This window comes from Pseudomonas sp. FBCC-B1667 (assembly GCF_059133255.1).
In genome coordinates this window covers 1400962-1414752 of sequence record NZ_CP101437.1, presented here as the reverse complement: position 1 = coordinate 1414752, position 13791 = coordinate 1400962, and the positions used below count along the sequence as shown (strand labels likewise).

The window sequence follows — 13791 nt, the reverse complement described above, 5'->3', positions numbered from 1 at the left end:
CAGAATCGGCAAAAGGTTTAAAAGCGGGGGGTATAAATCGACGATTGGCAGAACTGGAAGACCTTGTGGCGAAGGAGCTTGTCCGTCACCACAAATACCAGGCGGATCAGCGCGCTTTAGGCGTCGCCACTTTATCGCGCAGATAAACCGGCTGAGCCTCATCCGCCACAATCGCCTCACCTCGCGCCCAGGCAAACCGCGCCAGCGTCAGCAGGTCTTCGGCATGCGGCAACATGCCCGCGTCCTGCCCGGTCAGGCTGACGGCAATGCGCTCGGTGTACCCCCAACCCGTGCCCGCACCAAACCAGTCGCCGCTGGCATCCGCTGGCAACGCCACCCCTTCCGGCGGCAACACTGCTTCATTGCCCACCAGGCGCATTTCCCCGGCCGTTTCGCGGTAGCAGCCCCAATACACTTCATCCATCCGCGCATCGATGGCGGCCGCCACTTGACTCACACCGTGCTCGCGATACGCGCGTTGCGCCAGCACGGCCAGGTTCGACACCGGCAACACCGGGCGATCCAGCGCAAACGCCAAACCTTGCACCACACCGATGGCGATCCGCACACCGGTAAACGCGCCCGGCCCACGGCCAAACGCGATGGCATCGACCGCTTGCAGCGTGGTCCCGGCGTCGGCGAGCAATTGCTGGATCATCGGCAACAGCTTCTGCGCATGCAGGCGCGGGATCACCTCGTAATGGCTCGTGACTTTGCCGTCATGCAGCAAGGCAACGGAGCAAGCTTCAGTCGCGGTGTCCAGGGCCAGCAAGGTGCTCATCGATGTTTCCGTAAGAGAGGTCAGAAAAAGTGCGCCAGTATAAACAACTACGGCCCGCAAGCGGGCCGTAGAAGATGAAGCGTTTTTTTTAGCTCAGTGCTTCAAGTACTTTGCCGGTGATCGCTTCAACCGAGCCAACACCTTCGACGTGGCTGTACTTCGGTTTGCCTTGAGCGGCGGACAACTCTTGGTAGAACTTCACCAGAGGCTCGGTCTGCGCGTGGTAGACCGACAGGCGATGACGCACGGTTTCTTCGGTGTCGTCCTTGCGCTGTACCAACTCGTCACCGGTGATGTCGTCTTTACCGGCAATTTTCGGCGGGTTGTAGACGATGTGGTATACGCGGCCGCTGGCCTCGTGCACACGACGACCGGCGATGCGCTGGACGATGTCTTCGTCTTTGACGTCGATTTCCAGTACATGGTCCAGCTCGACGCCGGCCTTCACCAGGGCTTCAGCCTGAGGAATGGTGCGCGGGAAACCGTCGAACAGGAAACCGTTGGCACAATCGGCCTGGCTGATACGTTCCTTGACCAGGTTGATGATCAGGTCATCGGAGACCAGACCGCCGCTGTCCATGACGCTCTTGGCGATCAGGCCCAGTTCGGTGCCGGCCTTGACGGCTGCACGCAACATGTCGCCAGTGGAGATTTGCGGAATGCCGAATTTCTCGGTGATGAACTTAGCCTGAGTACCTTTACCGGCCCCGGGAGCTCCCAGCAGAATGACGCGCATCGATGTGCTCCTCAATTTTTTATATGGATAACGTCAGATTCGCCTCGTGGGGCCAATCTCAAAAATAGGGTCGTGGCCGCCCAAACGGCCAAAGGCTGATCAAGATACACAGCAGATCCTACGCACACAAGCCGCCGAAAGTCGGAGAAACCGCTGCCTGACATGACCTTTTGATGGAGTGCCCCAAGTCGCAACCCCATCATTAACTGTCGCCTGACTGACCTTTTCCGGCCCTCGCCAACAGGCGCCCGACGTCCGCGCCGAGCGCCTCGCCCCACGGCAAAAACCTTAGCCGGTATTTCGCAAACCGGCGGCAATCCCCGCCACAGACACCAGCAACGCCTGTTCTACCGGGCTGCCTTGTGCCACATCCTGTTGCCGCGAACGAGCCAGCAATTCCGCCTGCAATAGATGAAGCGGGTCCAGGTAGGTATTGCGCAAACGGATGAATTCAAGGGTGTCTGGGCTATGTGCCAGCAGCTGTGACTGACCCGTCAACCCAAGAACCACAGCGCACGCCTGCGACAATAGGTCGCGTAAATGCACACCTAAAGGAAGCAAATCTGGCTCGACCAGTCGCTCATCGTAGGATTGGGCGATGTCCGCGTCCGCTTTGGCCAGGACCATTTCCAGCATGTCGATGCGGGTGCGGAAGAATGGCCATTGCTCGCGCATCTGCCCCAACAACTCGCCCTCGCCGCGCTCCAGCGCCTTGCTCAGCGCGGCTTCCCAGCCCAGCCAGGCCGGCAACATCAGGCGAGTCTGGGTCCAGCCGAAGATCCATGGAATCGCGCGCAGGCTTTCTATTCCGCCGGCGCGACGCTTGGCCGGGCGACTGCCCAGCGGCAAGCGCCCCAGTTCCTGCTCCGGCGTCGACTGGCGGAAATACTCGACGAATTGCGGATTCTCGCGCACCACGGCGCGATAGGCCTTGACCCCATCGGCGGCCAATTCGTCCATCAAATGCCGCCACGCAGGCTCGGGCGGCGGCGGTGGCAGGAGGGTCGCTTCGAGCACGGCGGCCAGGTACAGATTGAGGTTTTGCTCGGCGATGTCCGGCAGTCCGAATTTGAAACGAATCATTTCCCCTTGTTCGGTAGTACGGAAACGCCCGGCAACCGAACCCGGCGGCTGCGACAGAATCGCCGCGTGCGCCGGACCGCCGCCGCGCCCCACGGTGCCACCGCGACCGTGGAACAACAGCAGTTCCACTTGCTGCTCGCGGCAGATGTCGACCAAGCGCTCCTGCGCCCGATATTGCGCCCAGGCCGCCGCTGTCGTGCCGGCATCCTTGGCCGAGTCGGAGTAGCCGATCATCACTTCCTGCGGGCCTTGCAAGCGCGAACGATAGCCCGGCAGCAGCAACAGTTTTTCGATCACCGGACCGGCGTTGTCGAGGTCCGCCAGGGTTTCGAACAGCGGCACCACGCGCATCGGACGCAGCACGCCAGCCTCTTTGAGCAGCAGTTGCACCGCGAGCACGTCAGAGGCGGCACCGGCCATGGAGATCACATACGAACCCAGCGATGCGCCGGGTGCAGCGGCTATTTCCCGGCAGGTCGCCAGCACTTCAGCGGTGTCGGCGGAAGGTTTGAAATACGCCGGCAGCAACGGTCGACGGTTGTTCTGCTCGCGCATCAGGAAAGCAATGCGCGCCTCCTCGCTCCAGTCTTCGTAGCGACCGAGGCCCAGGTAGTCAGTGATTTCGGTCATGGCGGCGGTATGCCGCGACGAATCCTGACGCACGTCGAGGCGCACCAGGAACAGGCCGAAGGTCACCGCCCGACGCAGGCAATCGAGCAAAGGGCCGTCGGCGATCACGCCCATACCGCACTCATGCAGCGACTGGTAGCAGAGCTCCAATGGATCGAGCAGGTCGCGGTTGTTTTGCAGCACATCGGCCGGTGCCTGGGTGGTGCTCGTCAAGGACGCCTGCGCCCAGCTGCGCGTCGCCCGCAGACGTTCGCGCAGTTGTTTCAATACCGAACGATAAGGTTCGGCGCTGTCCCCGGCCTTGGCTTTCAATGCCTCGCTGGCCTGCTGCATCGACAATTCGGCGGCGAGGTGATCCACATCACGCACGAACAGGTCTGCGGCCATCCAGCGCGCCAGCAGCAACACTTCACGGGTCACGGCAGCCGTTACATTCGGGTTACCGTCGCGGTCGCCCCCCATCCACGAGGCGAACCGAATCGGCGCAGCCTCCAACGGCAAGCGCAGGCCGGTGGCGTCAAACAGGGCTTTATCGGCCTTGCGCAGGTAATTCGGGATGGCTTGCCACAGCGAATGCTCGATCACCGCGAAGCCCCATTTGGCTTCATCAACAGGAGTCGGGCGGGTGCGGCGGATTTCTTCGGTGTGCCAGGCTTCGGCGATCAGGCGCTGCAATTTCGCCTGGATCTGTTCGTGTTCAGCCGGGGTCAGGTCGCGGTGGTCTTGGACAGCCAGTTGTGCGGCAATCGCGTCGTACTTCTGGATCAGCGTACGGCGCGCCACTTCGGTCGGGTGCGCGGTCAGCACCAGCTCGATCTCAAGTCGCCCCAGTTGCCGGGCCAGGGCGTCGGCGCTGTGGCCCTCGGCGCGCAGGCGTGCGAGCAATTCCGGCAGCACGCGCGCTTCGAACGGCGCGGGCTGCGACGCTTCGCGGCGGTGAATCAGCTGATATTGCTCGGCGATGTTGGCCAGGTTGAGAAACTGGTTGAACGCCCGCGCCACCGGCAACAACTCGTCTTCACTCAATTGGTTGAGGCTGGCGCTCAGTTCGGCGTCCATGGAACCGCGTCGGTCGGCCTTGGCGCCTTTGCGGATCTGCTCGATCTTGTCGAGAAAACCGTCCCCGTACTGTTCACGAATGGTGTTGCCCAACAACTCACCCAGCAGGTGAACGTCTTCGCGCAAGCGTGCATCAATATCGGTCATCAGCAGTTCTCCAGCAATAATCCGGGCGGCCATGAACATCATGCGTTGATCCCAAGAGTGCCGCCGTAAAGCCGTTCTTACAAGCAAACGACGAAGGGACTTTAAACCCGGCGCGCAGAAGCTAGTCTGAAGAGGAAGCCGCACAACGGCTTTCGCCCGGCCATTGCCGGACACTGTCACGGCCTGCCACGAGCAGGAACGCATTGAGGTCATTATGAAAATTCGCGAGCTTGCCCAGCACTGGGAAGAAAACGCCAAGGGTCGTCTGACCGAGACGGGCTACACGATTCACCTGGACGTGGAAGCCGCCGCACGGCTGGCGGCCATTACCGAAATGTACCCCAAACGCCAACCTGAAGAATTGCTCGGTGAGCTGATTGGCGCCGCCCTGGAAGAGCTGGAAAAAAGCTTTCCGTATGTGAAAGGCTCGACCGTTGTGGCGACTGACGAAGAAGGTGATCCGCTGTATGAAGACGTCGGTCCTACACCACGTTTTCTCGCGTTGTCGCGTCGACATTTGCATGATTTGTCAGGAGGTAGCGACAAGCCAAAACATTGATCCTGCCGATGAAAAACGATGGGAGCCCCCTCGCCACAGGTTGCTCCCACAGGGGATGTAAATAGCCATCTAAAAGGGCGTGTTTTCCAGCGTTAAAAAGCTTGGGAATACCACCTCCCGCCGCCAAAGTTCCCGTCCTAGAGCCATGCGTGCTTTTTTCCAGGGACGGTTAATTTCTCTGAACTTTTAAAAAATGCTTTCGGTCGTAACCAGTAACCACGCCTGGTACGGTCGTTTCATTTCGCACATCACGTCAGTCGGTTACGGCTCCATACCAGGATGGATATTCAAGTTTTACAGGAGTTATTCCAATGGAGTTGAAGACTATGAAAACCACCTCATCCACCCACTTGCGCGGCCTGAAACTGGCCGCCCTGGCCATCGGCAGCAGTTTCATTCTGGCCGGTTGCGCGGGTAACCCGCCGACCGAGCAATACGCGGTGACCCAATCCGCCGTCAATGACGCGGTCAGTGCCGGCGGCACCGAGTTTGCGGCCGTGGAGATGAAGTCTGCGCAGGACAAATTCAAACAAGCCGAAATCGCCATGCACGACAAAAAGTATGACGAGGCCCGCATGCTCGCCGAACAAGCCGAGTGGGACGCTCGCGTCGCTGAACGCAAGGCTCAGGCGATGAAAGCTCAACAGACGCTGAAGGATTCTCAGCAAGGTGTTCAGGAACTGCGTCAGGAAAGTCAGCGCACCGTGCAGTAAGCGCGCATCCAGACCCCAGACCTGAAGCTCTAATCGATAGAAAGGACGAATGATTATGCGTACACAATTGATGATCCCCGCGCTCCTCGCCGCCAGCGTTGCCCTGGCCGCCTGCTCCACCCCGCCTAACGCGAATCTGGAACAGGCGCGCACCAACTACAGCGGTCTGCAAGCCAACCCGCAAGCAAGCAAAGTCGCGGCACTGGAAACCAAAGACGCCAGTGATTACCTGGACAAGGCCGATCAGGCGTATCGCGACAAGCAAGATCCGGCCAAAGTCGATCAACTGGCTTACCTGACCAATCAACGCGTAGAAGTGGCCAAGCAGACCATTGCCCTGCGCACCGCTGAAGCCAGCCTGAAAAACGCCTCGGCACAACGTGCCCAGGCACGTCTGGATGCGCGCGATGCGCAGATCAAGCAGCTGCAGAACAGCCTGAACGCCAAGCAAACCGATCGCGGCACGTTGGTGACGTTCGGTGATGTGTTGTTTGCCACCGATCGCGCTGACCTGAAGCCAAGTGGTCTGGCGAATATCAATAAACTGGCGCAGTTCCTCTCGGAAAATCCGGATCGCAAAGTGATCGTCGAGGGTTACACCGACAGCACCGGCACCGAGAGCCACAACCAGTCGTTGTCGGAGCGCCGGGCCGGGTCCGTGCGCGCGGCACTGGTGAAGATGGGCGTTGATCCGGCGCGTATTGTTGCTCAGGGCTATGGCAAGGAATACCCGGTTGCAGAGAACGCGAGTGCGTCGGGCCGAGCGATGAACCGTCGGGTTGAGGTGACCATTTCCAATGACAACCAGCCGGTGATTCCGCGTTCGGCCGTCAGCTCGAACTAACCAACACCTGTTGAAACATAAAAGCCCCGCCTGATCTGATCAGGTGGGGCTTTTTCAGGGGCAACACACAAAACCCTGTAGTTGATCTTTGGTGAATGCAGGAGGGGATTACTGCTCCAGCTTCTGCGGGGTTTCCTGCCCCATGCAGCGCACGGCTTTTTTCTTGCTGTCGATCAGCACACCGGTCAGGCCTTTTTGCTCGGTATCAAACAGCACCAGCACGCCATCAATGCACTGCGCCACTTGCGCGGCGGGCTCCAGGGAGACTTTGTAGTTCTCGCCCGGCACGGTCTTGAGCATGGTGAATTCGTTGAGCAGCAACGCATCCTCAGGCTTGGCGAAATGCAAGTAGCCGTAGTACCACAAGGCGCCCACGGTGCCGAGGATGCTACAGATACCGGTGATGATCAGCGGGATGGCGTTACGTTCTTCACTCATTGCGGACTCTCTGGTGGTTCATCTTCTGAATTCGGGGGTGCCGGGTAATTGGGGATTTCACCCAGGCGGCGCAGGCCGTTGAAATGCTGCGGGTCGTCGAGAAAACGCAGCATGACTGTTCGCCAGACCGGGTCGGCGAATGTCTGCACATGACCGCCTCGGGTCAGTTGCAACACACGCGGCGGCGGCGCAGCTTGATACAGACGGATGCCGTTGGAAAGGGGCACGATCCGATCGTCGATACTGTGGTAAAGCAGTTTTGGCACACCCTTGAGCTGCGGCATCGAGTTGATCGCGCTGTCACCGTCCGGCACCAGCCAGGACAACGGCACCTGGAATGGCCAGGTCAGCCAGGAGGTACTCAAGGCAAATTGGCCGACACTGCGATAGCTGGCGGGCGCGCCGTCAAGGACCAGGGCCGTGAGCTGCTTCTCACGCTCGGGGTGTTGAACCAGGTAGTGCACGGCCATCGAACCGCCGAGGCTTTGGCCGAGCAGGATCAGCGGTTTGCCTTTGACCTCGGGGGCCTGGTCGAGCCATTTGAACGCGGCGTCAATGTCCTGATAGATCGCTGGCAGACTTGGCTTTCCTTCGGATAAACCGTATCCGCGATAGTCAATCGACAGAACTTGATAGCCTTCCTTGGGCAACCACCAGCTCCCGCCCAGATGCATCGGCAAGTTGCCGCCGTTGCCGTGCAGGTGCAGCACCGTGCCTTTGACGTCGACGCCCTTTTTGGCCGGCAACCACCATGCGTTGAGCTTGAGGCCATCGGCTGTGATCAGGGTGACATCGCGGTAATCGAGATGAGCTTTTTCCGGGGTGAACAATTGCCCCGGCTCGGGATAGAACAGCAGGGAGCTGCAGCCGCCGAGGGTCAAAAGCAGGCAAACAATGCCGAGGAATCTCATCCGTTGAAACCTCGCGAAAATGGATTGGAATATAGATCAAACGTGGGAGCGGGCTTGCTCGCGAAAGCGGTCCAACATTCAACATTTCAGTTGCCTGACACACTGCTTTCGCGAGCAAGCCCGCTTCCACATTTCGACCGTGTCGATCGTTAGAGGATGTTGGAGTAATCCGCTTCGATCCGGTCCAGGCTCAGGTGGTTGAGGAAGTTGGAAAAGCACATCCACGCCGACAGCGCGTTCAGGTCGCGGAACTGATCCGGTAAATACTTCGGCGGCACCACCAACCCTTCATCCACCAACTGGCGCAGCGTGCGCATATCTTCCAGCGTGGTCTTGCCGCAAAACAGCAGCGGAATCTGCTCAAGCTTGCCTTTACGCACGGCCAACTGAATGTAGTTGTAAACCATGATGAAGCCCTTGAGGTAGGACAAGTCTTTGGTAAATGGCAGACCGTTTGGCACCGAACCACGGAACACGCGGCTGGCGTTGCCGTAGCTTTCCGCCATTTCGAAGCCTTGCTCGCGGAAGAACTCGTAAATCTGCAGAAAGTCTGCGCCCTCCTCCACCATGTGAATGGCGCGGGTGCGGTTGGTGAGTTTACGCAGGCGACTCGGGTAGGAGGCGAAAGTGATGATTTCCATGAGGATCGCCAAACCTTCCTGGGTCACCGTCGACGATGGCGGGCCCTTGGACAGGAAGGTGCAGATCGGCTGGTTCAACCCGTTAAGCGTGGTGCCGACATGCACCAGCCCTTCGTGGACTTCCAAAGCGCGCACGTCACGGTCGTTGAACATCGCATCGGCGCGGATCTTGATGTAGTCGGCGCCGGCCGCCGCATCGGCAACGATACCGTCGGACTCAAACACTCGAATGGTTTCTTCGGCCTCGCCAAACACCTTGTTCAAGCGGGTTTGCAGCAGGTGTACGGCCTCCTTGGCTGTAAGAATTTTTGGCTCATCCTTGAGATCGCCACGGCCATCGATGTTGTTCAGGTAATCGGACAGCATCAGCCCCAAGTCCGCCAGGGTCGGGTCGCCGGCATGGAACGCATCGGACGCGGCGCCGTACAGTTCCTGGGAAATCAGTCCGAAATCCTCGGTGCCGCGCGCTTCCAGCATGCGCACCACCATCCGGTATTCCTTGCACATGCGGCGCATGATCTGGCCGACCGGGTTGAACTGGCCGAGCTGGCGAGTGATGTCGCGCTCGATGTTCTGGAATTCCAGTTTCACTTTGCTGGAGTCGAATGTCAGTGGCCGATTGAGGTAGTAATCGCGGTCCACCGCCGGCATTTCCTTGCCCTTGGCCTTGAGGAATCCCTTACGGATGTTGTCATCCCACTTGACCGCATCGAGGACGCGAATCGGCGTCTGCGCCAGCACAATGCGATCGGACAAAATGCGTATCGTCTGCTGGTAATCGTCCACCCGAAACTCCTGTAGAAAAACCGTTATGTGCTGAGTCTATTGCCTGTTGCCCTGACGCTGATAGCGCACTGCTTCGACGAAGACATCGGAATTGGCCGGATCGTCGAGGTAGCTGAAGACCTGATCCATTGCGTTGTCGACCAATACGCCATCGCCGTCGTCGGTCTGGAAGCCTCTGCCGCTCAAGACTTTTTGTCCGAGGGCCTGGTTGATCTGCTCGGGGTCGAGGTTGTAGATCACCAATTCATGCTTGTCCGTAAGCTCGAAACCGGCAATGGTGAAATGGCCGCCGTACTTGGCAGGCACCTTTGCCGACAGGTACCAGCGGCTGCCATGGCGCGAGACGGTGAAGGGATAGGCTTCGCGTTCGTCGGGTTTGGCCTTGAAGTAGCTGACCGCCTGATAGCGATGGTCGCCGATGCGCGTCAGCTCCAGGTTCATCGGCTCGCCCCAGGCGTTGGTGCTGGTCCATTTGCCGAGTAAACCTTTGGGCGCGGGATCGCTGGCGGGCAGCGGCTCCCTGAAGGTCACCAGACAGCCACTGAGCAGCAGGAACGACAAGGCGATCACGATGACGCGCCAGGCTTTCATTCAACACTCCCTATGAACACAGTCCTCAAGTGGCCTCCGGCCCCTGTGGGAGCGAGCGTGCTCGCGATAGCGGTGTGTCAGCCAACAGAGATGTTGAATGTCAGGCCGTCATCGCGAGCAAGCTCGCTCCCACAGGGTTTGAAGTGCCCACTCGGCTTACACCGACGCGAGCACCAAGTGCAGGTAGCGATTGAGGATACCGAGCATTTCTTCTTCACCCACAGGCCCGGCGTCGTTGAGCAGGCCCTGATATTCCATCCGTCCGATAATCGCCGTCAACACCTTGGCATCCTCTCGTGGCTCGCGGGAACCCAACACCTCGAAAAGCTGGCAGGTGCCCTGGAGGAGAATCTGCTGATGCGAGCGCACCAGCTCCGCCAGGCGCGGGTTCAACAGGGCCTCCTGACGGAACGCCTGTTCCGCCATCAAGTGTTCGCGACGGTTGATCAATTGCCGGTGCACATAGTCCGTCATCAACCGTGCAATGTCGTCCGCCAGCTGCGAGCGTGACTCGGGGCTGCCGTCGCCGCTGACCACCATCTCGCGCAGCAAGCCTTCGTTGTTCACCCACAACTTGGCCATGAACGCCGCGCTGCGTTCCACGTATTGGGCGAAGGTATCGGTGAGCAAGTCATCGATGTCCTTGAAATAGTAGGTGGTGGCCGACAACGGCACACCGGCTTCGGCCGCCACCGCACGGTGGCGCACGGCCCGCACACCATCGCGCACGACAATGCGCATGGCCGCATCAAGAATGTCCTGTCGACGCTGTTCGCTGCCCTGCCGGCTGGCCTTGCGGCCCTGGTACTGAACACTTTCAGCGACCGCAGTGGCGATACCCGCTGCACCTTCTTGAGCCATTGCACGATTCACGACAGGTCTTTCCTCTCAGATGAAAGCAATAAATTGATACGTTTGTACCAGACAGGCAATAAAAAGCCGCCTGAAAAGGCGGCTTTTTAATTGAAACACTTACGCTTGCGGCCGCATGTGCGGGAACAGGATCACGTCGCGGATCGACGGAGAGTTGGTCAGCAGCATCACCAGACGGTCGATGCCGATGCCTTCACCGGCGGTCGGCGGCATGCCGTACTCCAGCGCACGAACGAAGTCGGCGTCGTAGTGCATGGCTTCGTCGTCGCCCGCGTCCTTGTCGGCTACCTGAGCCATGAAGCGCTCGGCCTGGTCTTCCGCGTCGTTCAACTCGGAGTAGGCGTTGGCGATTTCACGACCGCCGATGAACAGTTCGAAACGGTCGGTGACGTTCGGGTTGTCATCGTTGCGACGAGCCAGCGGCGACACTTCGAACGGGTACTGGGTAATGAAGTGCGGCTGTTCCAGCTTGTGCTCGACCAGCTCTTCGAAAATCATCACCTGCAGCTTGCCCAGACCTTCGAAGCCCAGCACCTTGGCGCCGGCTTTCTTGGCGATGGCGCGAGCCTTGTCGATGTCGTTCAGGTCGTCAGCGGTCAGCTCAGGGTTGTACTTGAGGATCGAGTCGAACACCGACAGACGCACGAACGGTTCGCCGAAGTGGAACACCTTGTCGCCGTAAGGCACATCGGTGCTGCCCAGGACCAGCTGCGCCAGTTCGCGGAACAGTTCTTCGGTCAGGTCCATGTTGTCTTCGTAGTCGGCGTACGCCTGGTAGAACTCCAACATGGTGAATTCAGGGTTGTGACGAGTCGAAACGCCCTCGTTACGGAAGTTGCGGTTGATCTCGAACACTTTCTCGAAACCGCCGACAACGAGGCGCTTGAGGTACAACTCAGGCGCGATACGCAGGAACATTTCCATGTCCAGCGCGTTGTGGTGAGTCTCGAACGGCTTGGCCGCCGCACCGCCAGGAATGGTTTGCAGCATCGGCGTTTCGACTTCCAGGAAGTCACGCTGCATCAGGAAGCTGCGGATGTGCGCGATCACTTGCGAACGAACGCGGAAGGTCTGGCGCACTTCTTCGTTGACGATCAGGTCAACGTAACGCTGACGGTAGCGTTGTTCGGTGTCGGTCAGGCCGTGGTGTTTGTCCGGCAGCGGGCGCAGCGACTTGGTCAGCAGGCGCACGGTGGTCATTTCGACGTACAGGTCGCCCTTGCCGGAACGGGCCAGGGTGCCTTCGGCAGCAATGATGTCGCCCATGTCCCAGGTTTTCACCGCGGCCAGGGTGTCTTCGGACAGGGTTTTACGGTTGACGTAGACCTGGATGCGACCGGTCATGTCCTGGATCACCATGAACGAGCCACGGTTGAGCATGATGCGACCGGCAACCTTGACCGGGATTGCAGCCTCTGCCAGCTCTTCCTTGGTCTTGTCCGCGTACTGCTTCTGCAAATCGTTGCAGTAGTTTTCGCGACGGAAGTCGTTCGGGAAGGCATTGCCCTTGGCGCGCTCGGCAGCCAGCTTTTCCTTGCGCAGGGCGATCAGGGAGTTTTCTTCCTGTTGCAGGGCTTGCGGGTCGAGTTCTAGGTCGCTCATGTCTTTAAAAATTCCATCACAGGTTCGTTGCCCCCACCGGTGGCAGGGGACTTGAGGTCTTGACTGGCGGGTTACAGGCCTTGTTTCAGGCTGGCCACCAGGTATTCGTCGATGTCACCGTCGAGCACCTTGTCGCAGTCGCTGCGTTCGATGTTAGTGCGCAAATCCTTGATTCGCGACGCATCGAGTACATACGAGCGGATCTGGTGGCCCCAGCCGATGTCAGACTTGGTGTCTTCCAGGGCCTGGGACGCGGCGTTGCGTTTCTGCACTTCCTGCTCGTACAAGCGCGCCCGCAACATTTTCATCGCGGTGTCTTTGTTGGCGTGCTGGGAGCGTTCGTTCTGGCAGCTGACCACAGTGTTGGTCGGTACGTGAGTAATACGTACGGCCGAGTCGGTGGTGTTTACGTGCTGACCACCGGCACCGGAGGAGCGGTAGGTGTCGATGCGCAGGTCCGACGGGTTGATGTCGATTTCGATGTTGTCATCGATTTCCGGCGACACGAACACGGCCGAGAACGAGGTGTGACGACGGTTGCCGGAGTCGAACGGGCTCTTGCGCACCAGACGGTGCACACCGATCTCGGTGCGCAGCCAGCCAAAGGCGTATTCGCCCTTGATGTGCACGGTCGCGCCCTTGATCCCGGCGACCTCACCGGCGGACAGTTCCATGATGGTCGCGTCGAAACCGCGTTTGTCAGCCCAGCGCAGGTACATGCGCAGCAGGATGTTGGCCCAGTCCTGGGCTTCGGTGCCACCGGAGCCGGCCTGGATGTCCAGGTAGGCGTTGTTGGCATCCATTTCACCGCTGAACATGCGACGGAATTCGAGTTTTTCCAGCGACTCGCGCAGGCGCTCGACTTCGGCGGCGACGTCATCGACGGCGGCCTGGTCTTCTTCTTCGGCGGACATCAGCAGCAGGTCTTTGGCGTCGGCCAGGCCGGAGTGCATTTCGTCGAGGGTTTCGACGATCTGCGCCAGCAGGGACCGCTCGCGGCCCAGTTCCTGAGCGTACGACGGGTTGTTCCAGACAGACGGATCTTCAAGCTCGCGATTGACTTCAGTCAGACGCTCATGCTTTTGATCGTAGTCAAAGATACCCCCGAATAGTTTCGGAGCGCTCGGACAGGTCCTTGATACTGTTAAGGATCGGGTTGATTTCCATGGCGGGCAGCACTCGTTGGCGAACTTTTGAAAGCCGGCGAGTATAACGCAATCATGCTGTCACGGCAGCCCGCCTGGCGGACTGAATGCCGTCCCATTCCGTTTTGACAGCCTCAAAGAGAGGAAAACTTCTCAAAGAAAAATCCTACCCAGCAAAAGCACTCTTCCCACACCAGAAACAGAATTCCCCGGCATCAACCCCGCTTTTACTCCTTCACAGTCCCGCCCTTC

The 13791-nt window shown here is 59.3% G+C and carries 13 protein-coding genes; 3 read left to right on the top strand and 10 right to left on the bottom strand.

All coding sequences use genetic code 11. From position 1 onward, the window contains the following. Nucleotides 1-106 precede the first annotated feature (106 nt). From tsaB to ppc, 3 genes are all read right to left on the bottom strand, one after another. Nucleotides 107-781 (bottom strand): tRNA (adenosine(37)-N6)-threonylcarbamoyltransferase complex dimerization subunit type 1 TsaB, encoded by a 675-nt coding sequence (tsaB, locus tag NL116_RS06170; protein ID WP_494376435.1) that lies wholly within the window; start codon nucleotides 779-781, stop codon nucleotides 107-109. Between the two features lie 88 nt (nucleotides 782-869). Beyond that, complete coding sequence (adk, locus tag NL116_RS06165; RefSeq protein WP_027924949.1) at nucleotides 870-1517, bottom strand: adenylate kinase; 648 nt, start codon at nucleotides 1515-1517, stop codon at nucleotides 870-872. 288 nt (nucleotides 1518-1805) lie between these two features. Then, complete coding sequence (ppc, locus tag NL116_RS06160; protein WP_494378009.1) at nucleotides 1806-4436, bottom strand: phosphoenolpyruvate carboxylase; 2631 nt, start codon at nucleotides 4434-4436, stop codon at nucleotides 1806-1808. 214 nt (nucleotides 4437-4650) lie between these two features. On the opposite strand from ppc, the gene NL116_RS06155 reads away from it, so the two are divergent. The 3 genes from NL116_RS06155 to lptF all read left to right on the top strand — a co-directional run bounded on the left by NL116_RS06155 (nucleotide 4651) and on the right by lptF (nucleotide 6552). After that, a complete protein-coding gene (locus tag NL116_RS06155; RefSeq protein ID WP_494376434.1) occupies nucleotides 4651-4995 on the top strand; it encodes a pilin assembly protein in 345 nt (114 codons plus the stop codon). Nucleotides 4996-5306: 311 nt separating this feature from the next. Further along, nucleotides 5307-5708, top strand: coding sequence for a DUF4398 domain-containing protein (locus NL116_RS06150; RefSeq protein WP_027924946.1), 402 nt, complete (start codon nucleotides 5307-5309; stop codon nucleotides 5706-5708). Between the two features lie 55 nt (nucleotides 5709-5763). Beyond that, entirely contained in the window at nucleotides 5764-6552 is a 789-nt protein-coding gene (gene lptF, locus NL116_RS06145; protein ID WP_494376433.1) for a lipotoxin F family OmpA-related lipoprotein LptF, read from the top strand. 108 nt (nucleotides 6553-6660) lie between these two features. On the opposite strand, the gene NL116_RS06140 is transcribed toward lptF, so the two are convergent. The 7 genes from NL116_RS06140 to prfB all read right to left on the bottom strand — a co-directional run bounded on the left by NL116_RS06140 (nucleotide 6661) and on the right by prfB (nucleotide 13561). Further along, a complete protein-coding gene (locus tag NL116_RS06140; RefSeq protein ID WP_494376432.1) occupies nucleotides 6661-6990 on the bottom strand; it encodes a PA3694 family proteiin in 330 nt (109 codons plus the stop codon). Then, a complete protein-coding gene (locus NL116_RS06135; protein ID WP_494376431.1) occupies nucleotides 6987-7901 on the bottom strand; it encodes an alpha/beta hydrolase in 915 nt (304 codons plus the stop codon). The genes NL116_RS06140 and NL116_RS06135 overlap by 4 nt, the downstream gene beginning before the upstream one ends. 149 nt (nucleotides 7902-8050) lie before the next feature. Further along, nucleotides 8051-9328 carry a flavohemoglobin expression-modulating QEGLA motif protein gene (locus NL116_RS06130; RefSeq protein ID WP_494376430.1) on the bottom strand — a complete coding sequence of 426 codons (1278 nt, stop codon included), beginning with the start codon at nucleotides 9326-9328 and terminating at the stop codon, nucleotides 8051-8053. 36 nt (nucleotides 9329-9364) lie between these two features. After that, a complete protein-coding gene (locus tag NL116_RS06125) occupies nucleotides 9365-9919 on the bottom strand; it encodes a hypothetical protein (RefSeq protein ID WP_494376429.1) in 555 nt (184 codons plus the stop codon). Between the two features lie 156 nt (nucleotides 9920-10075). Next, on the bottom strand, nucleotides 10076-10792 hold the full coding sequence (locus tag NL116_RS06120; protein ID WP_494376428.1) for a TetR/AcrR family transcriptional regulator: 717 nt from the start codon (nucleotides 10790-10792) through the stop codon (nucleotides 10076-10078). Between the two features lie 99 nt (nucleotides 10793-10891). Further along, nucleotides 10892-12394 (bottom strand): lysine--tRNA ligase, encoded by a 1503-nt coding sequence (gene lysS / locus NL116_RS06115; protein ID WP_494376427.1) that lies wholly within the window; start codon nucleotides 12392-12394, stop codon nucleotides 10892-10894. 71 nt (nucleotides 12395-12465) lie between these two features. Beyond that, a protein-coding gene (gene prfB, locus NL116_RS06110; protein ID WP_095920368.1) for a peptide chain release factor 2 occupies nucleotides 12466-13561 on the bottom strand; the annotation gives its coding sequence in 2 pieces (ribosomal slippage) (nucleotides 12466-13488 and nucleotides 13490-13561; 1095 coding nt in all). Between the last annotated feature and the right edge of the window lie 230 nt (nucleotides 13562-13791).

Coding starts and splice junctions, on each gene's coding strand:
- tsaB (WP_494376435.1), bottom strand. CDS start 781: ATGAGCACCTTGCTGGCCCTGGACACCGCGACTGAAGCTTGCTCCGTT.
- adk (WP_027924949.1), bottom strand. CDS start 1,517: ATGCGCGTCATTCTGCTGGGAGCTCCCGGGGCCGGTAAAGGTACTCAG.
- ppc (WP_494378009.1), bottom strand. CDS start 4,436: ATGACCGATATTGATGCACGCTTGCGCGAAGACGTTCACCTGCTGGGT.
- NL116_RS06155 (WP_494376434.1), top strand. CDS start 4,651: ATGAAAATTCGCGAGCTTGCCCAGCACTGGGAAGAAAACGCCAAGGGT.
- NL116_RS06150 (WP_027924946.1), top strand. CDS start 5,307: ATGGAGTTGAAGACTATGAAAACCACCTCATCCACCCACTTGCGCGGC.
- lptF (WP_494376433.1), top strand. CDS start 5,764: ATGCGTACACAATTGATGATCCCCGCGCTCCTCGCCGCCAGCGTTGCC.
- NL116_RS06140 (WP_494376432.1), bottom strand. CDS start 6,990: ATGAGTGAAGAACGTAACGCCATCCCGCTGATCATCACCGGTATCTGT.
- NL116_RS06135 (WP_494376431.1), bottom strand. CDS start 7,901: ATGAGATTCCTCGGCATTGTTTGCCTGCTTTTGACCCTCGGCGGCTGC.
- NL116_RS06125 (WP_494376429.1), bottom strand. CDS start 9,919: ATGAAAGCCTGGCGCGTCATCGTGATCGCCTTGTCGTTCCTGCTGCTC.
- lysS (WP_494376427.1), bottom strand. CDS start 12,394: ATGAGCGACCTAGAACTCGACCCGCAAGCCCTGCAACAGGAAGAAAAC.